This is a genomic window from Pseudomonas sp. F2 (genome assembly GCF_057174385.1).
Genome location: NZ_CM169904.1, coordinates 3,470,318 through 3,490,992, shown reverse-complemented (window position 1 = coordinate 3,490,992; position 20,675 = coordinate 3,470,318). Strand labels below are relative to the sequence as shown.

The 20,675-nt window shown below is 58.0% G+C and carries 13 protein-coding genes, 2 tRNA genes and 3 rRNA genes; 11 read left to right on the top strand and 7 right to left on the bottom strand.

The window, feature by feature from the left end:
* The first annotated feature begins 296 nt into the window (after window positions 1–296).
* The 8 genes from AC193Q_RS15625 to AC193Q_RS15590 all read left to right on the top strand — a co-directional run bounded on the left by AC193Q_RS15625 (window position 297) and on the right by AC193Q_RS15590 (window position 9,232).
* Window positions 297–1,833 (top strand): 16S ribosomal RNA (locus AC193Q_RS15625).
* 124 nt (window positions 1,834–1,957) lie between these two features.
* Window positions 1,958–2,034: transfer RNA gene (locus AC193Q_RS15620), tRNA-Ile, on the top strand.
* 9 nt (window positions 2,035–2,043) lie between these two features.
* Window positions 2,044–2,119: transfer RNA gene (locus AC193Q_RS15615), tRNA-Ala, on the top strand.
* Window positions 2,120–2,356: 237 nt separating this feature from the next.
* Window positions 2,357–5,248: ribosomal RNA gene (locus tag AC193Q_RS15610) — 23S ribosomal RNA — on the top strand.
* A gap of 153 nt (window positions 5,249–5,401) precedes the next feature.
* Window positions 5,402–5,517: ribosomal RNA gene (rrf, locus tag AC193Q_RS15605) — 5S ribosomal RNA — on the top strand.
* Together the 16S, 23S and 5S rRNA genes with 2 tRNA genes alongside form the textbook arrangement of a ribosomal RNA operon.
* A gap of 149 nt (window positions 5,518–5,666) precedes the next feature.
* Complete coding sequence (locus tag AC193Q_RS15600; protein ID WP_121187189.1) at window positions 5,667–6,326, top strand: paraquat-inducible protein A; 660 nt, start codon at window positions 5,667–5,669, stop codon at window positions 6,324–6,326.
* A complete protein-coding gene (locus AC193Q_RS15595) occupies window positions 6,313–6,936 on the top strand; it encodes a paraquat-inducible protein A (RefSeq protein WP_047296557.1) in 624 nt (207 codons plus the stop codon). Before AC193Q_RS15600 ends, AC193Q_RS15595 begins: the two co-directional genes overlap by 14 nt.
* Complete coding sequence (locus AC193Q_RS15590) at window positions 6,929–9,232, top strand: MlaD family protein (RefSeq protein ID WP_121187186.1); 2,304 nt, start codon at window positions 6,929–6,931, stop codon at window positions 9,230–9,232. The genes AC193Q_RS15595 and AC193Q_RS15590 overlap by 8 nt, the downstream gene beginning before the upstream one ends.
* A 215-nt stretch (window positions 9,233–9,447) precedes the next feature.
* Here AC193Q_RS15590 and mksF read toward each other — a convergent pair whose 3' ends face one another.
* The 3 genes from mksF to mksB are packed head-to-tail and all read right to left on the bottom strand — an operon-like array spanning window position 9,448 to window position 14,259.
* A complete protein-coding gene (gene mksF / locus AC193Q_RS15585) occupies window positions 9,448–12,288 on the bottom strand; it encodes an Mks condensin complex protein MksF (protein WP_047296553.1) in 2,841 nt (946 codons plus the stop codon).
* Window positions 12,285–12,986 carry an Mks condensin complex protein MksE gene (mksE, locus tag AC193Q_RS15580; protein ID WP_047296552.1) on the bottom strand — a complete coding sequence of 234 codons (702 nt, stop codon included), beginning with the start codon at window positions 12,984–12,986 and terminating at the stop codon, window positions 12,285–12,287. The genes mksF and mksE overlap by 4 nt, the downstream gene beginning before the upstream one ends.
* A complete protein-coding gene (gene mksB, locus AC193Q_RS15575; RefSeq protein ID WP_047296550.1) occupies window positions 12,976–14,259 on the bottom strand; it encodes an Mks condensin complex protein MksB in 1,284 nt (427 codons plus the stop codon). Before mksB ends, mksE begins: the two co-directional genes overlap by 11 nt.
* A 233-nt stretch (window positions 14,260–14,492) precedes the next feature.
* On the opposite strand from mksB, the gene AC193Q_RS15570 reads away from it, so the two are divergent.
* On the top strand, window positions 14,493–15,239 hold the full coding sequence (locus tag AC193Q_RS15570; RefSeq protein WP_047296549.1) for a hypothetical protein: 747 nt from the start codon (window positions 14,493–14,495) through the stop codon (window positions 15,237–15,239).
* Window positions 15,232–15,684, top strand: coding sequence for a ribosomal protein S18-alanine N-acetyltransferase (rimI, locus tag AC193Q_RS15565; protein WP_041074813.1), 453 nt, complete (start codon window positions 15,232–15,234; stop codon window positions 15,682–15,684). Before AC193Q_RS15570 ends, rimI begins: the two co-directional genes overlap by 8 nt.
* Before the next feature lie 112 nt (window positions 15,685–15,796).
* Here the strand turns inward: rimI and AC193Q_RS15560 are convergent, their stop codons facing one another.
* Complete coding sequence (locus AC193Q_RS15560) at window positions 15,797–16,201, bottom strand: serine kinase/phosphatase (protein WP_121187184.1); 405 nt, start codon at window positions 16,199–16,201, stop codon at window positions 15,797–15,799.
* A gap of 139 nt (window positions 16,202–16,340) precedes the next feature.
* Between AC193Q_RS15560 and can the strand changes: the two genes are divergently transcribed.
* Complete coding sequence (gene can, locus AC193Q_RS15555) at window positions 16,341–16,985, top strand: carbonate dehydratase (RefSeq protein WP_041074817.1); 645 nt, start codon at window positions 16,341–16,343, stop codon at window positions 16,983–16,985.
* Between the two features lies 1 nt (window position 16,986).
* On the opposite strand, the gene AC193Q_RS15550 is transcribed toward can, so the two are convergent.
* The 3 genes from AC193Q_RS15550 to AC193Q_RS15540 form a co-directional block, all read right to left on the bottom strand.
* Complete coding sequence (locus tag AC193Q_RS15550; protein WP_483878590.1) at window positions 16,987–17,502, bottom strand: SET domain-containing protein-lysine N-methyltransferase; 516 nt, start codon at window positions 17,500–17,502, stop codon at window positions 16,987–16,989.
* 176 nt (window positions 17,503–17,678) lie between these two features.
* The gene (locus tag AC193Q_RS15545; protein ID WP_483878589.1) at window positions 17,679–18,860 is read right to left on the bottom strand and encodes a hypothetical protein; all 1,182 of its coding nucleotides are present in this window, start codon (window positions 18,858–18,860) and stop codon (window positions 17,679–17,681) included.
* 116 nt (window positions 18,861–18,976) lie between these two features.
* Window positions 18,977–20,671 (bottom strand): acid phosphatase, encoded by a 1,695-nt coding sequence (locus AC193Q_RS15540; protein ID WP_483878588.1) that lies wholly within the window; start codon window positions 20,669–20,671, stop codon window positions 18,977–18,979.
* Window positions 20,672–20,675 lie beyond the last annotated feature (4 nt).

Genomic DNA, 20,675 nt, shown 5'->3' with positions numbered 1-20,675 from the left:
CTAACGAGAGATCGAAGCGCAAGTGGTTGAAGTTGTTGAAGAATTCTTCAAAAACTTCTGAAAATAATCACTTGACAGCAAATGAGGCTGCTGTAGAATGCGCGCCTCGGTTGAGACGAAAGCTCTTAACCAACCGCTCTTTAACAACTGAATCAAGCAATTCGTGTGGGTGCTTGTGGAGTCAGACTGATAGTCAACAAGATTATCAGCATCACAAGTTACTCCGCGAGAAATCAAAGATGTAACCAACGATTGCTGAGCCAAGTTTAGGGTTTCTTAAAAACCCAAAGATGTTTGAACTGAAGAGTTTGATCATGGCTCAGATTGAACGCTGGCGGCAGGCCTAACACATGCAAGTCGAGCGGATGAGAGGAGCTTGCTCCTGGATTCAGCGGCGGACGGGTGAGTAATGCCTAGGAATCTGCCTGGTAGTGGGGGACAACGTTTCGAAAGGAACGCTAATACCGCATACGTCCTACGGGAGAAAGCAGGGGACCTTCGGGCCTTGCGCTATCAGATGAGCCTAGGTCGGATTAGCTAGTTGGTGAGGTAATGGCTCACCAAGGCGACGATCCGTAACTGGTCTGAGAGGATGATCAGTCACACTGGAACTGAGACACGGTCCAGACTCCTACGGGAGGCAGCAGTGGGGAATATTGGACAATGGGCGAAAGCCTGATCCAGCCATGCCGCGTGTGTGAAGAAGGTCTTCGGATTGTAAAGCACTTTAAGTTGGGAGGAAGGGTTGTAGATTAATACTCTGCAATTTTGACGTTACCGACAGAATAAGCACCGGCTAACTCTGTGCCAGCAGCCGCGGTAATACAGAGGGTGCAAGCGTTAATCGGAATTACTGGGCGTAAAGCGCGCGTAGGTGGTTTGTTAAGTTGGATGTGAAATCCCCGGGCTCAACCTGGGAACTGCATCCAAAACTGGCAAGCTAGAGTATGGTAGAGGGTGGTGGAATTTCCTGTGTAGCGGTGAAATGCGTAGATATAGGAAGGAACACCAGTGGCGAAGGCGACCACCTGGACTGATACTGACACTGAGGTGCGAAAGCGTGGGGAGCAAACAGGATTAGATACCCTGGTAGTCCACGCCGTAAACGATGTCAACTAGCCGTTGGGAGCCTTGAGCTCTTAGTGGCGCAGCTAACGCATTAAGTTGACCGCCTGGGGAGTACGGCCGCAAGGTTAAAACTCAAATGAATTGACGGGGGCCCGCACAAGCGGTGGAGCATGTGGTTTAATTCGAAGCAACGCGAAGAACCTTACCAGGCCTTGACATCCAATGAGCTTTCCAGAGATGGATTGGTGCCTTCGGGAACATTGAGACAGGTGCTGCATGGCTGTCGTCAGCTCGTGTCGTGAGATGTTGGGTTAAGTCCCGTAACGAGCGCAACCCTTGTCCTTAGTTACCAGCACGTTATGGTGGGCACTCTAAGGAGACTGCCGGTGACAAACCGGAGGAAGGTGGGGATGACGTCAAGTCATCATGGCCCTTACGGCCTGGGCTACACACGTGCTACAATGGTCGGTACAGAGGGTTGCCAAGCCGCGAGGTGGAGCTAATCCCACAAAACCGATCGTAGTCCGGATCGCAGTCTGCAACTCGACTGCGTGAAGTCGGAATCGCTAGTAATCGCGAATCAGAATGTCGCGGTGAATACGTTCCCGGGCCTTGTACACACCGCCCGTCACACCATGGGAGTGGGTTGCACCAGAAGTAGCTAGTCTAACCTTCGGGAGGACGGTTACCACGGTGTGATTCATGACTGGGGTGAAGTCGTAACAAGGTAGCCGTAGGGGAACCTGCGGCTGGATCACCTCCTTAATCGACGACATCAGCTGCTCCATAAGTTCCCACACGAATTGCTTGATTCATTGAAGAAGACGATAGAAGCAGCTTTAAGCTCCAAGCTGATAGCTCTGAGCTAATCAGTTACGCGCTCGAAATTGGGTCTGTAGCTCAGTTGGTTAGAGCGCACCCCTGATAAGGGTGAGGTCGGCAGTTCGAATCTGCCCAGACCCACCAATTTTGTATGGGGCCATAGCTCAGCTGGGAGAGCGCCTGCCTTGCACGCAGGAGGTCAGCGGTTCGATCCCGCTTGGCTCCACCATTAACTGCTTCTACTTGTTAGAGCTTAGAAATGAATATTCCGGCGTGAATATTGATTTCTAGTCTTTGATTAGATCGTTCTTTAAAAATTTGGGTATGTGATAGAAAGATAGACTGAACGTTACTTTCACTGGTAACGGATCAGGCTAAGGTAAAATTTGTGAGTGACTCTTAAGAGTTTTGCGAATTTTCGGCGAATGTCGTCTTCACAGTATAACCAGATTGCTTGGGGTTATATGGTCAAGTGAAGAAGCGCATACGGTGGATGCCTTGGCAGTCAGAGGCGATGAAAGACGTGGTAGCCTGCGAAAAGCTTCGGGGAGTCGGCAAACAGACTTTGATCCGGAGATGTCTGAATGGGGGAACCCAGCCATCATAAGATGGTTATCTTGTACTGAATACATAGGTGCAAGAGGCGAACCAGGGGAACTGAAACATCTAAGTACCCTGAGGAAAAGAAATCAACCGAGATTCCCTTAGTAGTGGCGAGCGAACGGGGACTAGCCCTTAAGTGGCTTTGAGATTAGCGGAACGCTCTGGAAAGTGCGGCCATAGTGGGTGATAGCCCTGTACGCGAAAGTCTCTTAGTCATGAAATCGAGTAGGACGGAGCACGAGAAACTTTGTCTGAATATGGGGGGACCATCCTCCAAGGCTAAATACTACTGACTGACCGATAGTGAACTAGTACCGTGAGGGAAAGGCGAAAAGAACCCCGGAGAGGGGAGTGAAATAGATCCTGAAACCGTATGCGTACAAGCAGTGGGAGCAGACTTTGTTCTGTGACTGCGTACCTTTTGTATAATGGGTCAGCGACTTATTTTCAGTGGCGAGCTTAACCGAATAGGGGAGGCGTAGCGAAAGCGAGTCTTAATAGGGCGTCTAGTCGCTGGGAATAGACCCGAAACCGGGCGATCTATCCATGGGCAGGTTGAAGGTTAGGTAACACTGACTGGAGGACCGAACCGACTACCGTTGAAAAGTTAGCGGATGACCTGTGGATCGGAGTGAAAGGCTAATCAAGCTCGGAGATAGCTGGTTCTCCTCGAAAGCTATTTAGGTAGCGCCTCATGTATCACTGTAGGGGGTAGAGCACTGTTTCGGCTAGGGGGTCATCCCGACTTACCAAACCGATGCAAACTCCGAATACCTACAAGTGCCGAGCATGGGAGACACACGGCGGGTGCTAACGTCCGTCGTGAAAAGGGAAACAACCCAGACCGTCAGCTAAGGTCCCAAAGTTATGGTTAAGTGGGAAACGATGTGGGAAGGCTTAGACAGCTAGGAGGTTGGCTTAGAAGCAGCCACCCTTTAAAGAAAGCGTAATAGCTCACTAGTCGAGTCGGCCTGCGCGGAAGATGTAACGGGGCTCAAACCATACACCGAAGCTACGGGTATCACGCAAGTGATGCGGTAGAGGAGCGTTCTGTAAGCCTGTGAAGGTGAGTTGAGAAGCTTGCTGGAGGTATCAGAAGTGCGAATGCTGACATGAGTAACGACAATGGGTGTGAAAAACACCCACGCCGAAAGACCAAGGTTTCCTGCGCAACGTTAATCGACGCAGGGTTAGTCGGTCCCTAAGGCGAGGCTGAAAAGCGTAGTCGATGGAAAACAGGTTAATATTCCTGTACTTCTGGTTATTGCGATGGAGGGACGGAGAAGGCTAGGCCAGCTTGGCGTTGGTTGTCCAAGTTTAAGGTGGTAGGCTGAGATCTTAGGTAAATCCGGGATCTTAAGGCCGAGAGCTGATGACGAGTTACCTTTCAGGTGACGAAGTGGTTGATGCCATGCTTCCAAGAAAAGCTTCTAAGCTTCAGATAACCAGGAACCGTACCCCAAACCGACACAGGTGGTTGGGTAGAGAATACCAAGGCGCTTGAGAGAACTCGGGTGAAGGAACTAGGCAAAATGGCACCGTAACTTCGGGAGAAGGTGCGCCGGTGAGGGTGAAGGACTTGCTCCGTAAGCTCATGCCGGTCGAAGATACCAGGCCGCTGCGACTGTTTATTAAAAACACAGCACTCTGCAAACACGAAAGTGGACGTATAGGGTGTGACGCCTGCCCGGTGCCGGAAGGTTAATTGATGGGGTTAGCTAACGCGAAGCTCTTGATCGAAGCCCCGGTAAACGGCGGCCGTAACTATAACGGTCCTAAGGTAGCGAAATTCCTTGTCGGGTAAGTTCCGACCTGCACGAATGGCGTAACGATGGCGGCGCTGTCTCCACCCGAGACTCAGTGAAATTGAAATCGCTGTGAAGATGCAGTGTATCCGCGGCTAGACGGAAAGACCCCGTGAACCTTTACTATAGCTTTGCACTGGACTTTGAATTTGCTTGTGTAGGATAGGTGGGAGGCTTTGAAGCGTGGACGCCAGTTCGCGTGGAGCCATCCTTGAAATACCACCCTGGCAACTTTGAGGTTCTAACTCAGGTCCGTTATCCGGATCGAGGACAGTGTATGGTGGGTAGTTTGACTGGGGCGGTCTCCTCCTAAAGAGTAACGGAGGAGTACGAAGGTGCGCTCAGACCGGTCGGAAATCGGTCGTAGAGTATAAAGGCAAAAGCGCGCTTGACTGCGAGACAGACACGTCGAGCAGGTACGAAAGTAGGTCTTAGTGATCCGGTGGTTCTGTATGGAAGGGCCATCGCTCAACGGATAAAAGGTACTCCGGGGATAACAGGCTGATACCGCCCAAGAGTTCATATCGACGGCGGTGTTTGGCACCTCGATGTCGGCTCATCACATCCTGGGGCTGAAGCCGGTCCCAAGGGTATGGCTGTTCGCCATTTAAAGTGGTACGCGAGCTGGGTTTAGAACGTCGTGAGACAGTTCGGTCCCTATCTGCCGTGGACGTTTGAGATTTGAGAGGGGCTGCTCCTAGTACGAGAGGACCGGAGTGGACGAACCTCTGGTGTTCCGGTTGTCACGCCAGTGGCATTGCCGGGTAGCTATGTTCGGGAAAGATAACCGCTGAAAGCATCTAAGCGGGAAACTTGCCTCAAGATGAGATCTCACTGGAACCTTGAGTTCCCTGAAGGGCCGTCGAAGACTACGACGTTGATAGGTTGGGTGTGTAAGCGCTGTGAGGCGTTGAGCTAACCAATACTAATTGCCCGTGAGGCTTGACCATATAACACCCAAGCAATCTGAATGCTCGAAAGAGACCAGATTGCGGTGTGTGAAGACGCAATGAACCGAAAGTTCGCGCTGCTCACAAACACCTGTATCACATACCCGATTTGCTGAAGCGAGGCCAGTTGGTCACGAGTCAGTACCCGAATTTCTTGACGACCATAGAGCGTTGGAACCACCTGATCCCATCCCGAACTCAGAAGTGAAACGATGCATCGCCGATGGTAGTGTGGGGTTTCCCCATGTGAGAGTAGGTCATCGTCAAGATTAAATTCCGAAACCCCAATTGCGAAAGCAGTTGGGGTTTTGTTTTGTCCGCAGGAAAGTATTTTTACTTAGGCAGCGAACAATTTTGCACAGTTATTTTCGAATCAGAACACTAGAATAGCCCCATCCTTTTCGGAGCCAGAGCCTTTATGTCAGATCCGGTTGACGCCCAAGGGCTGTCAGATTTACCGCTGGAAGACTTGGTGGCTTGTCATGAGTGCGACCTGCTGATACGCAAGCCCAAGCTTGCCCATGGCGAAAAAGCACTCTGCCCTCGCTGCGGTTACGAGTTGTACGCCCATCGCCATAATGTGGTGCAGCGCAGCCTTGCCTTGGTAATCGCAGCACTGTTGTTGTACATCCCGGCAAACTTTTTACCCATCATGCAACTCAATATCCTCGGACAATCTTCGCAGGATACGGTCTGGAGCGGCGTGCTCGGCTTGTTCAATACGGACATGCAGGGCGTTTCGATCGTTGTATTCCTGTGCAGTATGGCTATTCCGTTGCTGAAGTTGCTGTGCCAGTTATTCGTATTGCTGACGATCCGTTTCAACGTCGGGCGTAGCTACGGTTTGCTGCTGTATCGCATTTATCACCACCTCAAAGATTGGGGAATGCTCGAGGTTTACCTCATGGGCGTCCTCGTGGCGATCGTCAAACTGGCGGACATGGCGGCCATCACCGTCGGCCTCGGTCTGGCGTGTTTCATCGGTTTGTTGTTAGTTCAGATCTGGCTGGAAGTGGTGATGTCACCGCATCAGATCTGGCAGGCGTTATCAGGAGAGGATGCCCATGCGGGCGATTGATGCGGGCATTCTGATCTGTACCGAATGCCATGAATTGAACAAACTGGATGCGGACATCGACGAGCAGACCTGCACCCGCTGCGGTGCGCTGGTTCACGCTCGTCGTCCGAACAGTCTGGCCCGAACCTGGGCCCTGCTAATCACGGCTGCGATTATCTACATCCCGGCCAATGTGTTGCCGATCATGACGGTCAGTTCGCTGGGTCAGGGCGATCCCAGCACCATCATGTCCGGCGTGATCCAGTTGGTGCAGCACGGCATGATCCCGATTGCCGCAGTGGTGTTCATCGCCAGTATTCTAGTGCCGACGTTCAAACTGGTCGGTATCGCGCTGTTGCTGTTTTCTGTACAGCGCCGCCAGCCATTGTCTGCACGGCAGCGGATCTGGATGTACCGCTTCATTGAGTTCATCGGTCGCTGGTCGATGCTCGACATTTTTGTGATCGCCATTCTGGTGGCGGTTGTCAACTTCGGCCGGCTTGCCAGTGTCGAAGCCAATCTTGGCGCCATCGCTTTCGCCAGCGTGGTGATTCTGACGATGCTTGCCGCAGTAACTTTCGATCCCCGACTGATTTGGGATAACACGGAGTCGGACGACGACCATGACTGATTTGCCTGTAGCGAAAACCCGACCGGCCTCCAACTGGTCTGCCATCTGGGTACTGCCCCTGATCGCCCTGATCATCGGCGGCTGGCTTGGCTGGCGTGCCTATAACGAAACCGGTATCGAGATTCAGGTTCGTTTCGAAAGCGGTGAAGGCATCCAGGCCAACAAAACCGAGGTCATGTACAAAGGCATGTCGGTCGGTAAGGTGAAGACGCTCAAGCTCGACGACGAAGGCAATTCCAAAGGCGTGATCGCCACTGTGGAGATGAACAAGGACGTCGAACAATACCTCAAGACCAGCACCCGCTTCTGGTTGGTGAAACCAAGCGTCACCCTGGCCGGCATCACAGGACTGGAAACACTGGTTTCGGGGAACTACGTGGCCATCAGCCCGGGTGAAGGCGAGCCGACCCGCAAGTTCAAGGCCCTGGCTGAAGAGCCGCCATTGTCGGATTCCAAGCCTGGCCTGCACCTGACTATCAAGGCCGATCGCCTCGGTTCGCTGAATCGCGGCAGCCCGGTGTTCTACAAGCAGATCAAAGTCGGTCAGATCAAAAGCTACGTGCTGTCTGAAGACCAGAGCACCGTTGAACTGAAAGTGTTCATCGAACCGACCTACGCCAAACTGGTGCGCAAACACACGCGTTTCTGGAATGCCAGCGGCATCAGCATCGACGCCAACCTGTCGGGGGTGAAAGTGCGCAGCGAGTCCCTGGCGAGCATCGTCGCCGGCGGTATCGCCTTCGCTACTCCGGAGAATCGCAAGGACAGTCCACCCACCGATCCAAGCCTGCCGTTCCGTTTGTATGAGGACTTCGACGCCGCCGCTGCCGGCATTCGGGTCAAGGTCAAACTCAGTGACTTTGAAGGCCTGCAGGCCGGTCGCACGCCGGTGATGTACAAGGGCATTCAGGTCGGCAACCTGAAAGCGTTGAAAATCGATCCGGATCTCAACAGCGCCACGGCCGAACTGACGCTGGATCCTCTGGCCGAAGACTACCTGGTCGATGGCACGCAGTTCTGGGTGGTCAAGCCGTCGATTTCCCTGGCCGGTATTACCGGGCTCGAAGCGTTGGTAAAAGGCAACTACATCGCCGTGCGTCCGGGCGACAAAGGTGCTGCGCCGAAACGCGAATTCGAGGCGCGGCCAAAAGCCCCGCCACTGGATCTGCGCGCCCCCGGTCTGCATCTGGTGCTGTTCACCGATGTTCTCGGTTCGATCGAAGTCGGCAGTCCGATTCTGTACAAACAGGTCAAGGTTGGCTCGGTCCAGAGCTATCAATTCTCCAAGACCAAAAAACAGATCGTCATTGGCGTGCATATCGAGAAGGAGTACGAAAACCTGGTCAACGCCTCGACGCGCTTCTGGAATGTCAGCGGCATCACCCTCACCGGTGGTCTGACGGGCGGAATTCAAGTGAAGAGCGAGTCGTTGCAGACGTTGATGGCCGGCGGTATCGCTTTCGAAACCCCGCAAGCCAAGGCGCCGTTGCAGAAGCGTATTCCGCGCTTCCGTCTGTTCGCCAACCATGACGAGGCCAACCAGAAAGGCACGCTGGTGACGATCAAGGTCGACCGCGCCGATGGTTTGCGCCCGGGCACCCCGATTCGTTTCAAGGGGCTGGATGTCGGCAAGATTGAAGACGTCGATCTGACCGACGATCTGCAAGCCGTGATGATTACCGCGCGGATCACTGAAGTGCCGGAGAAGATTGCCCGGGTCGGCAGCCAGTTCTGGGTGGTCAAGCCGGAGTTGGGGCTGATCAAGACCCAGAATCTGGAAACCCTGGTCACCGGGCAGTACGTGGAAGTGCAGCCGGCGGCGAAAAATCTTGGCCCGCAGAAGAACTTCGTCGCGCTGGCGAATCCGCCGGAGGTGGTCAAGCAAGAGGCCGGTTTGAGTCTGGTGTTGAGTGCCGCCCGTCGTGGCTCGCTGAAACCGGGCGTACCCGTGACCTACCGGGAAATCACCGTGGGCAAGGTCACCGGTTATGAACTGGGGCAGACGGCCGACCGGGTGTTGGTGCACATTCTGATCGAGCCGAAATATGCGCCGTTGGTGCGCAGCGGCAGCCGATTCTGGAATACCAGCGGCGTCGGTTTTGACATTGGCTTGTTCAATGGTCTGACAGTGCGCACAGAGTCGCTGGAGACGGCGATTCAGGGGGGCATCGCTTTCGCTACCCCGGACGGTGAACGGATGGGCAACCAGGCGCGTGCGGAACAGACGTTCCCGCTGTTCGACAAGTTCGAGGATGAGTGGCTGACCTGGGCGCCGAAGATTTCGCTCGGTAAGTAATCCGGTATTGATGTGGCGTCTACAAAGACGCCATCGCTGGCAAGCCAGCTCCCACAGGGTTTCATGTCGTATACAGAATGTGTGTTCAACGCAAAAACCTGTGGGAGCTGGCTTGCCAGCGATGAGTTCCTCCTATTCAGCACAAATCCAAAGCCATAAAAAAGGGCCGCGATCCCAACAGATCGCGGCCCTTTTTGGTTTTCAGCTAAAGCCGGTCAAACCTCATCCAGCTCTGGCTCATCGGCTTGCACGTTGACGGTGGCCTTCACCACATCATGCCGGCGGATGTACTTCCAGTCCGCCTCATCGATGTAGATCCCCGCCGGGCCGCTGCCGCCTTCCAGGTCGATGGCGACACTGGCGCAGACCTGCGGCTTCACACTCGCCAGAATCGGCACGAAGCCCAATTGCAGGCTGGTTTCCAGCAATGCGGCCTGGTTCTTCTCGTCGATGTCTGCCGCCTCATCGAGGTAGTACGGCAGGCGCACGCGACCGGCCAGGTCGCGATCCATCAAGTGCAGCAACAAGTACATGTTGGTCAGCGCCTTGATGGTCATGGTGGTGCCGTTGGAGGCCGCGCCGTCGATGTCGGTGTGAATCACCGGCTGACCGTTGACCTTGGTGATCTCGAACGCCAGTTCGAACAAGTCCTTGAGGCCGAGCTGGTTGTGGTTCGCCGCCACCAGCCGTGCCAGGTATTCCTTGGCCTCTTCGTTCTTGTTGTCCTGCTCCGCGCTTTGGCTCAGGTCGAACACCGACAGGGTTTCGCCTTCTTCGTACTGACCGGCGCTGTGGATGATCTGGTCGATGTGCTTGAGCGCTTCCTTGTTCGGCGCCAGGACAATGCGGAAACTCTGCAGGTTGGATACCTGACGCTTGTTGATCTCGCGGTTGAACAGCGCCAGTTGGTGCTCAAGGCTGTCGTAGTCGCTGCGAATGTTGCGCAGGGTCCGGGCGATGTCGGTGACCGCCGCACGCCGCGCTTTGCCCAATGTCAGGGCTTCGTCGGTGCGGTGCGCGTAAGCGTTGATCAGCAACGACAGACGGCGCTCCATGTCGTCTTCGCTGTCGAACTTGGCCACGCCTTTCAGACGCACTTGCGCGTACAGCGCTTCGATCTGTCCGTCGGCGCGCAGCAGACCCTGCCAGCTGTCCTGATAGTCATTGAGCAGCGGCAGCAGGTTGTCCATCGAATCGTCGACCGGATCCATGAACGGCGTACCGAATGGCAGATCCGCCGGCAGCAGCTGACGGCGGCGCAGGGCATCGTCGAGGGTGCGTTGCTTGGCTTCCATGTCGGCGATCTGCCGGCCGACCAGTTGCAGCTTGGCCGAGAGTTGCTGGACGCGCTCGGTGAACGCGTCGCTGGAGCGCTTGAGTTCGTCCTGCGCCGCTTCCATCTGCGCCAATTGCTCGAGCTTGTCGCCCTCTTCGGCGCTCAGCGTTTGGGTGCGACGGAAATCTTCCAGGGCTTTCTGCGCGTCCAGCACTTGCTGGTACAGCGCTTCGGTCTGGGTCTTGCTCGCGGCGCGGTCGGCGGCCACGGCTTGCTGAGTCTTGAGCTGCTTGAGCTCTTTTTCCAGACGCTCTTTCTGGTCACGCAGCGCGGCGCGGTCGGCCAGCGCTTGCAGAGCCGGCGGCTCGATGTGCGAGATGTCGATCGACAGCCCCGGCACTTCGAAACGCTCGCCCTTGAAGCCATCGAGGATCAGCTCGACCGATTTGACCCACTCGCCATCGTCGTCGAGGGTGATGCCGTGCTCGCCCAGCGGCAGGCTGAACAGCGCGCTGTTGAACAGGCGCATCAGGCGCTCGACGTCCTGCTGCGAGAATTCTTCACGCAGGCGGGCGTAGCTGTTGTTGTCGGCGTGATCGAGTTGCTGCTTCACCGACTTCAGACGCTTTTCCAGATCGCGCAGACGTTCTTCCAGATCCTCGGCGCTGAACTGCCGGGACTGGGCCAGCGCACCGGCCAGTTCGTCGTGAGCGTCCTTGGCTGCGAGCAGTTGTTGCTCCAGCACTTTGACGTCATCGACCAGCGCAAAGCGGTTCTTCAGCACCGACAACTCGCCGAGCCAGCGCTGGATACCGGAGATTTCCCGCTCCAGACGCATCAGCTCCTGCGTGCCGCCACGCTGGTCGTTTTGCAGATCGTCCTGCTCGCGACGGTAGTGTTCGGCCTGAATCGTCAGTTCTTCCTTGCGTGCATTGGCGTAGTCCGACCAGGTGCCGAGCAACGAGTCGAGCAGCGGCGACAGGCGATGCAGTTTGCCGCGCAGCACGTCGCGCTGTTTTACGCCGTTGGCCAAGGCCTCGACCAATGGGCCGGCGGCGACCAGCGAGTTGTAGTCCTGCTCCATCCGGCGCACATCGCGGAAGGCTTCTTCGCACGCAGCAATGTAGTCGACGCTGCCGGAACGCAGGCTGTGCTCGAAGGCATCGAGGAACAGTTGCTTCAACTTGGCCGCAGTGATTTCGCGCATGTGCAGCAGGTTGATGAACAGCGCGCGGAAGGTCTTCAGGCTCTGCTCGCTGGTGGAGCGCAGCGGAATCAGCGTCAGGTCCAGCGGGATCGAGGTGTGCCCGCCCACCAGCAGACGACGCAATTCATCAGGCTTGAGTTCGTAGGCTTTCAGGCCTTCTTTCTCAAGGTTGCTGAACAGCTCTTTCTGCCGCAGGCAGGTATCGTTTTTCTGGTAATGCGCCAGGTCGAGCTTGCCGGCGTAAGCGAAGAACTGGTGACCGAAACCACCGCCCGGGCCGCGACCGACCACGCCGATCACGTGCGGGCCGTGAGGCAGATTGACTTCGACGAGGATGTAACTGGTGTCGGAGGCGAAGTAGAAGCGCCGCGATTGTTCCAGGCTGTACTTGCCGAAACTCATGTCCGACATGCGCGCCAGAATCGGGAACTGCAAGGCGTTGATCGAGGCGGACTTGCCGAGGTTGTTCGCGCCGTAAACCGATAGCGGTTCTTCCAGCGGGAACAGGCCGAGGCTGTAACCGGCGGTGTTCAAAAGGGCAAAGCGGCGAATGCCGTAGCGTTCCTGGCTCATGCGTCGGACTCCTGTTCTTCGGCAATGGCGCGGGCCAGTGCGTCTTCTTCGCTTTCTTCTTCGAATTCGGACAGATCAAGCGGATCGTCGGTTTCGAGGAATCTGGCTTCGGCTTCCTCGTCGATCAGCACCGGTGCCGGCAGTGGCAGCACGCTGTGCACGCTGGCCGCCAGATCGCGGTCCTGCTGCACCGACAGGCACACGTCGAGGAAACGGTGCATCGGCGGCAGGAAACGGTACACGCCGTTTTCTTCGCTGGCGAAACCGAGCTGGGTCATGCGGCGCATGATTTTTTCTTCCAGCTCTTCAACGGTCTGAACTTCGGCCTGGATGAACAGGTCGCGGTATTTATCCAGCAACGACGGCAGCTCTTCACGGCCGAGGCTGCCGCCGTCGAGCACGGCGATCGGGTCGCGGCCCTGATCGGCCAGATGCTCGACGAGGATGAAGGTGAACAGCGCCAGGCGCTGGGCGGTCTTGTTCACCGCCGCAGCGGCCATGTCCGGCACGAAGTAGTAGAAGCCACGGGTGTCGCAGACCAGCTCGAACCCCAGCGCCTTGAACAGCGTGCGGTATTGATCCTGGAAGTTCGACAGTTGCGCGTACAGTTCCGGGTCGCGGCGGCTGACGTGGTAGCCCTTGAACAGCTCGCGGAAGATCGGCGCCAGTTGGGACAGTTCGGATAGATCAAGATGCATTGGGGATGCTCGCAGAATCCTCGGCGGCGGCAGGGTCGCGGGCCGAGAGCAGGGCGAAGGAGCGCAGGCTGACCTGATGCTCGTGAGTGTGGTATTCGCGGCGTTCCAGACGCTCGCGGGTGAAGCGTTTTTCCCGCGACAGGCGCGAGAACCAGTACAGCAATTCGTCGGTGGCGCCGTCCGGTTCCTGTTCCAGCAGCCAGGTCATCAGATCCGGCATTGGCAGGGACTCTTCGCAACGCTCGACCATCTCGCGCACGGTGCGCGGTGCACGCGGGGCGTCGCCGGATTTCTGGGTCTTGTGGGCTTTGGGGAACCGCGCCGGTTTCGGCTCGAAACGCGCCAGGGCGTAGACGTAAGCTTCGACCTGACTGGCGCTGCCGAGGAAGGTGCTTTGCGGCCGGGTAAACAGCGGCATCGCCGCTTGCGGCACCGCATCGATACCTTTGCGACGGATCGCCGCCAGTGCCAGCGCGGCGCCACGGGTCACGGCGTTGTGTCGGCGCGCTTCTTCCCGCAGCGGCAGCAGCAGTTCGCGGGCATGACGCAGGGTCAGCTGGGCACTGGTCTGCATTTCGAGGATGCGCGCGTGGGTGCGCAGCAGCATGTCGTCATCGACCAGGTGGCCGAGGCGCTGCTGTTCGCTGAGCATTTTCAGCAGCACGGTTTCGACCTTGCGCACGCCTTGTTCGAAGGCGCCGTCCGCGTTCACCAGATCGATCATCGGCTCGACGTATTCGTCCCAGGTCGCCAACACTTCGGCATAACGCTGACGCAGCGGAATCTGCCGGTCGCTGGTCTTGGCCCGTTCGGCGACGGCCACCAGCGCCTGTTCGTCGTTGTCGAGTTTCTTCAATACGTCGCGCACGCGCATGTCGAGCAAGCGCAACTGACGGGCGAGGTCGTTGCCGTCGCGCACATCGAACGCGTCCTGAATGTAGCCGGCCAGCCGTTCGAGGTGGCGCAGATAGGCTTCGATTTCCAGGCACAGGCCCAGCCGGTGTTCCCGGCGCAGGTAGGCAAGGAAGTCGTGAATTTGCGCATTGAGCTCGAAACGGTTCGGGCTTTTCGCCACGGGTACCAGAATGTCGAGGCGAATCCACACGTCGAGCAGGCTGGTGATGTCCTGCGGCGTGCTGTCCAGTTGTTGGGCGGCCAGTTGCGTGCGCAGTTCGTTGAGGCTCAGGGTGCCTTGGTCGAAGTGCTCGCACAGTGGCTCAAGAAGTGCCCAGTGTTCAGCGAGGGCGCGCAAGACGCGCTTGGGTTCGATCATCGGAATGGCCGGCTGGTTGGCGATTAAAAGCCGCGATTGTACTGCATCAGGAGGGATGCGATTCACTCTCGGGACCGGCTGTCGCATTTTCTAAGGGAGCGAGCCCAGGTAAAGGCTATCGATCAACAGCAAGCGATCTTGAACGAAGGGCTGTAGAATCAGCCCACTTCAGTTATCCACAAGTGGCCGACCCTTTGCTTATCGAGTCCCGCCGCCGCGCCTATTTGAACGCCATGCAGGTGGTCAACTGGCTGCCGCGCACCGAATTGCCTTTCGCCGCCCCGTCGCGGCCCGAGCTGCTGGACATGCCCGAGCCTGAGCCAGAGGTCGCGGTGATGCCGGTAGTGCAGGCCGAGGCTCCGGCGCAGCCTGCCGCCCGTCCGGTCGAACGGCCGAAGATCGAAGTGCCGCGCCCGTCGCTCGCCAGTACCCGCAACGGCGCCAAACCGGTGGAAGAGGTCGAGGAGGCGCCAGTTGTCGCCAGACCCGCGCCGGTGCCGCCCCCGCGTTTCGCCCTGCAATTGCTGCGCGCCGGGGCTTGCCTGCTGCTGGTGGAGTTACCCACCGGCGAAGCGTTCCAGAGCCGCGATCCGGCCTATCTGTTGCTCAAGGACATGCTGCGCGCCGCCGGGCTGCCGGATGCGCCACAAATTGTCGGCGAGCCGGTGCGCTGGCCGTGGCTGAACCGCGGCACCATGGATCAAGGTCCGGAAGCGGCGCGCGACTTTGTTCAGGGTTTCCTCTCGGTACAGATGGAAGCGGCACCTTGCGCCTGCCTGTGGTTGATTGGCCTGCCGGCGGTGCGCTTTGCCGGTGAAGCGGACGCTGAAGCGTTCAACAGTGAGTTGCAGATCGAAGGCCTGGGCCTGGCCTGGGCCATTCCCGGTCTGGAATTGTTAATGGAAGAGCCACAGCGCAAAGCCGCTGTGTGGCAAGCCATGCGTCGGCTGATGGCGCGCTGGAAACCATCGAATGAGTGAAGCTGTATCGTTCCGCCCGATGACCGAGGCGGATCTGGACGCGGTGTTGAAGATCGAATACGCGGCGTACAGCCATCCCTGGACGCGCGGGATTTTTCTCGACGGGCTGGGTAAGTATCAGATCTGGCTGATGTTCGAAGGCCAGCAGCAAGTCGGCCATGGCGTGGTGCAGATCATTCTGGATGAGGCGCACCTGCTCAACATCACGGTCAAACCGGAGAATCAGGGGCGAGGGCTGGGGCTGACGCTGCTGGAGCATCTGATGTCGATTGCCTACAAGGCTGACGCTCGGGAATGCTTTCTGGAAGTGCGTGACAGCAATACCGCAGCGTTCAAGCTGTATGAGCGCTATGGCTTCAACGAAATTGGCCGGCGCCGGGATTATTATCCGGCGGTGGGCGGGCGTGAAGACGCCGTGGTCATGGCCTGCACCCTGGTTGACTGAATACCTGTAGGCGCTGCCGCAGACTGCGATCTTTTGATTTTGTTTTTAGAAGCAAGATCAAAAGATCGTAGCCTGCGGCAGCTCCTACAGTGAGTCGCGTCACATCAGGAGATCAGCGATTGCCATCCAGCGGATTACGCCGCGCCAGCTCCGCCTCATCCAGACCATTGCCGCCGCCGATATCGTCCTCGTCGACAATGCTCAGGTCCCAATCCGCCTGATTGCCTGCGCCAGCCTCTTCGGCATCGCGCGCACCGTCTTCACGAATCAGCGTTTCCGGGCTCAGATCATCGTCGGTCGGCTCATGGTCCGCCGTCGATGCACCCGTAAACCCGGCCTCACGCACGCGCTCGTTGGGCATCAGTTGTTCGCGTTCTCGCGCCGGGATCTCGTCACCAATCTTGGCGCTGGGTTCGTCTTCATCAAAATCCAGTTCATGCACCGAGCCCATGCGGTCCTCGTTATCATCGATCGGTTCCGGTTGCACCGCATCGTACGGACGTCGTGAATCAGTCATGGCAAATCCTCATACTGTGGGCCTTACTAGGTGGACTCACCGCACACCCAGGAATTCCAACGAAAACACTTGCGACCCTTGCGTGACCCCGACGGGTGGTCGTCTGTCATACCTGCGCATCTTTCTTGAGGCCTTAACCATGCACGACTTACAAGACCTGATTGATAACAACGAGCGCTGGGCTGACGCGATCACCAAGGAAGATCCGGAGTTCTTCGCCAAACTGGCGCGCCAGCAGACCCCGGAATATCTGTGGATCGGCTGCTCCGACGCACGGGTGCCGGCCAACGAGATCGTCGGCATGCTGCCGGGCGATCTGTTTGTGCACCGCAATGTCGCTAACGTCGTGCTGCACACCGACCTCAACTGCCTGTCGGTGATCCAGTACGCGGTCGACGTGCTCAAGGTCAAACACATTCTCGTGACCGGCCACTATGGCTGTGGCGGTGTGCGTGCCTCGATGCAGGATCGCCAGTTCGGCCTGATTGATGGCTGGCTGCGCTCGATCCGTGACCTGTACTACGAAAAACGTGAAGAACTGGCCAAGTTGCCGACCGAGGAAGAACAGGTCGACCGTCTCTGCGAGCTGAACGTTATCCAGCAAGTGGCCAACGTCGCCCATACCAGCATCATCCAGAACGCCTGGCATCGCGGCCAGAGCCTGTCGATTCACGGTTGCATCTACGGCATCAAGGACGGTCGCTGGAAAAGCCTGAACACCACCATCAGTGGTTTCGAGCAACTGCCGCCGCAGTACCGTCTGCGCCCGGTCGGAGCGTTGTAACTCAGTCTGGATGTCGCCAGCGCTGCAAAAAGTGCTGGCCCTCGATCGTGGGTGGTTCATCGTAACCGGTGATCCACCCACGGCAGCGCGGCGAGCCGCAAGTACAGGCGAACTGTTGCAGCAAACGGTCTTCGGTGGCCGCGAAGTCGATGGTCAGGTGGTCTCCCGGCTGAATATCGCGCAGCGCCCATAACCACAATTCGCTCATGTCGAGGAACGTATTCGGGTCGCAGGCATGTTCGAGCAATCCGCAAAAACGCGGATCGTAGAGATGGATGCCGACCAGTAGCTGGCGAGTCTGGCGGCAGCGATAGGGCAGCAATTGCCCGGACACCCGACACATCCGGGTGATCCGCAGGAACGCCCGGCGCGCCACCACCGACGCGCGGCCATCGTCGTGCTGAACGATTTCGAAGTCCTCGCTGGATGGGAAACCCAGGCGCACGGGCAATCCGGCAAACGGATAGATACCGGGAGCGTCGCGGGGTATGTGATGCGGATGAGCCTGATTGTTCATAACGGTCCCTGTCGGCAAATGTTGCGACTTCCCTGGTCTGACGTCCTGTCAGCGCTGCAACATGTTTGGATCCAATCCTCTCGCGTATACCCCAGAGCGTCTACTGTCAGATCTGACAGGCGTGATCGGCTGCTTCCCGTGTCAGCATCGACTGACACGGGAAGGCTTTCAGCCCATCAGAGGTGTGGCGCGGGAACGGCGGTGGCCGGCATTTCGCCCTGAAGCTGTTGCAGTTGTGCCTTGATCGGCGTGGTCGAGCACTTCGCGGCAGCCTGGGCCGGGGTCAGGTTGCGGATCGAGGTGTAGAACAACTCGCAGGTCTTGCCCTTTTGCGTCACTTGCCAGGTTTGCGTACAGCTGCTGAGCAGGGTTTTCGCATCGGTGCCGGGCTTGCTGCCCATCCCGGCCTGCCAGCAGGCCGCGCTCAAATCCTGGCCCATGACCTTCAAGCCGGCGGCATCGGCTTTCGCTTCATCACCGTCGTAGCTGGCCGGATCGGCGGCGTACCAGATGTAGCTCGGATGGTTCGAACCCAGCACCGGCACGTTCACCCCCGCACTCGGGCTGATGGTCGCCAGCCCCAGTACGGCGACGGTCGGGCCATATTGCTGCTTGATCCAGTTACGCACCGGTGCGCCGAACGCGACCATCGGCAGGGTGGTGCCGGCGCTGGTCTGGCTGAACTGCTTGATCAGCGTGGTCTGATAATCCTTGAAGTAGTCGTAGACACCTTCCAGGTCACTGCCGGCATTGGACGGCGCCGCGATGGGGGCGATGTCGATGATGGTCTGATAGGCCGGCGTCTGGTCGGCCGGAATGCCGTTGGCGGTCAACAGCGTGGCCCAGCGATCCGTGGTGTTCGAGCGCAGGTAATCCTGGGCCTGGGTCAGCGAGTAATCCGGCGGGAAGTGCAGCAGCTCGACGCTCTTGCGGTTTTCCAGGGCCATGCCCAGCGGCAGGAAGAGGTACCAGTTGTACGCCCATTTGCCATCGGCATTGAGCTTGCTGGCGCCGGTATAGGCCAGATCACCGGCGTCGAGCAGCGCTGACAGCGGCTTGTCGTAGCCTTCGGGAACGCCGCTGATCTCGGCGTAAATCTGCCCGTTATCGTTCTTCACCAACACCTTCGCATTGCTGTAGCCATCGCGTTGCACGCTCTGGCTCAGGTAATGCGCGACGGTCTGCTCCCGCGTCCAGTTGCGATAGCAGATCACGCTGCAGTTGTTGGGGTAAGCAAAAAGGCGAGTGACGCGCTCGGTGCTGCCCAGCTTCAGATCGACATCGGCGTGGGCCGCCGCGCTCAATGTGAGCGCGGCGAGTGTCAGCGCGGCGGGGGTAAATCCTGCGAGTTTGAACATGCTCAGATCCTTTTCAGCGTGGGTTCCCCGAGTTTGGGGCGCTTCATATTGGATCAGCCGTGTTGCACAGTGAAGCTGTCATTCGCGGATTTTTTCGTCAGCTCGCCGCGCTCGGCTCACGCCTGAAAATGCAGGGCGTTGCTCAGATCGCCCATGGGTTTCTGGCCACGGGCAATCATTGCTTTATCGCGCTGCTTGAGGCCGTCGAGGGTTTCCAGTTGGAACACCCGGGTGATCAGGCGCAGGATCGACGCCGTGTCGTAGACCGTGTGATCCACCGTGCCTTTGCGGGCGAACGGCGACACCACCAGCGCCGGCACCCGCGATCCCGGCCCCCAGCGATCGCCCTTGGGCGGTGCCACGTGGTCCCACCAGCCGCCGTTTTCATCGACGGTGACGATCACCACCATGTTTTTCCATTGCGGGCTTTCGCGCAGCACTTTGAGGGCGCGGACGATGTGCCGGTCACCGGAGGCCACGTCGGCATATCCGGCGTGCATATTCAGGTTGCCTTGTGGTTTGTAGAACGTGACCGCTGGCAACTTGCCGGCCTCGGCGTCGGCGAAGAATTTGTTGGTGCTCGATTCATCCCCCAGCCCGGCATCGCGCAGGCGTTTGCTGCGCTCCTGCGGGTTTTCCGGGCCTTGTTGTTGGAAATAGTTGAACGGCTGGTGGTGATATTGAAAGTTGGGGATCTTCGGAATCCCGCCGGAATCCTTGTATTGATCCAGCGTCGCCTGCCACGCGCCGGCGTACCAGGCCCAATCGACATTCTTCTTCGACAGCTTGTCGCCGATGTGCTCGTGGGTCTGCGGCACCAGCACATTGGGCAGATCCGGTTTGGAGTACGCCGGACGCTCCGGGTCGCGAATCCATGTCGGCCAGTACGGCGGGGCAAGGGTGTTGACACCGTAACCGTCCGGCGTCAGCGCACTCGGGCCGAACTGCGGCGGGCCGCTCATGGCGCTGGCTGGCGATGCCTCCAACGGCTTGAGGCGCGGATCGGTCGGGTCAGCGCTTTGCAGCGCGGCGATCTGCGACTTGGCCACCGAATTGGCCGCGTCCGGATAGAACGGCGCGGTGGCGCTGATCAGGTATTGGTGGTTGAGGAACGAGCCACCGAATGCGCCCTGGAAGAAGTTATCGCACAGCACGAATTCCTGAGCCACGTCCCACAGACGCAGGGAATAACGGCTCTGAGCATAATGGCTCATGGTCAGCCCGCCGGAATCGGCCCAGGCAACAAAGCCATCGTTCTTGCCCCCGTTGATCTGCATCTGGTTCTGATAGAACACGTGCCACAAGTCGCGGGTGACCAGACCGAATGGCAGGTCTTCACCGTTCGGGCCTTTGAGGGCGAACGGTGCGTTGGGCAGGTTTTCCTGAAACTGCACGGCGGCGGGGTAGGTCACGCCATCGAGGGTTTGCGGGCCGATCTGCAACACGCCGCCCCAGACGGGCGGCAGTGTCTGCAAAAGACTGCCGTCGCGATCACGTTGCTGGTAATTGGCAGGTTTGAGCGCAGACAGCGGCTTCTCGACACCGGGGAAATCACCGAACAGGTTGTTGAAGCTGCGGTTTTCGGCATAGATCACCACCACGGTTTTCACGTTATCGCGCAGGGCCTTGTCCAGCTCGGCTGACGTCAGCGGGCGCTCGGCCGGTTTGCCCGGCGGGTTGCTGGCGTTACCGCAACCGGCCAACGTCGCGCCCACACCGAGGACGGCAACTCCACCGAGGAAGCGGCGGCGACTGGTGTCGGTGGGGGTGTCGGATTCAGGTGCGTCAGTGCTGTCTGTTTCGTCTTTCATCTGT

Coding starts and splice junctions, on each gene's coding strand:
- can (WP_041074817.1), top strand. CDS start 16,341: ATGCACGACTTACAAGACCTGATTGATAACAACGAGCGCTGGGCTGAC.
- AC193Q_RS15590 (WP_121187186.1), top strand. CDS start 6,929: ATGACTGATTTGCCTGTAGCGAAAACCCGACCGGCCTCCAACTGGTCT.
- AC193Q_RS15595 (WP_047296557.1), top strand. CDS start 6,313: ATGCGGGCGATTGATGCGGGCATTCTGATCTGTACCGAATGCCATGAA.
- AC193Q_RS15600 (WP_121187189.1), top strand. CDS start 5,667: ATGTCAGATCCGGTTGACGCCCAAGGGCTGTCAGATTTACCGCTGGAA.
- mksE (WP_047296552.1), bottom strand. CDS start 12,986: ATGCATCTTGATCTATCCGAACTGTCCCAACTGGCGCCGATCTTCCGC.
- AC193Q_RS15545 (WP_483878589.1), bottom strand. CDS start 18,860: ATGTTCAAACTCGCAGGATTTACCCCCGCCGCGCTGACACTCGCCGCG.
- rimI (WP_041074813.1), top strand. CDS start 15,232: ATGAGTGAAGCTGTATCGTTCCGCCCGATGACCGAGGCGGATCTGGAC.
- AC193Q_RS15560 (WP_121187184.1), bottom strand. CDS start 16,201: ATGACTGATTCACGACGTCCGTACGATGCGGTGCAACCGGAACCGATC.
- mksB (WP_047296550.1), bottom strand. CDS start 14,259: ATGATCGAACCCAAGCGCGTCTTGCGCGCCCTCGCTGAACACTGGGCA.
- AC193Q_RS15550 (WP_483878590.1), bottom strand. CDS start 17,502: ATGAACAATCAGGCTCATCCGCATCACATACCCCGCGACGCTCCCGGT.
- AC193Q_RS15540 (WP_483878588.1), bottom strand. CDS start 20,671: ATGAAAGACGAAACAGACAGCACTGACGCACCTGAATCCGACACCCCC.
- mksF (WP_047296553.1), bottom strand. CDS start 12,288: ATGAGCCAGGAACGCTACGGCATTCGCCGCTTTGCCCTTTTGAACACC.
- AC193Q_RS15570 (WP_047296549.1), top strand. CDS start 14,493: ATGCAGGTGGTCAACTGGCTGCCGCGCACCGAATTGCCTTTCGCCGCC.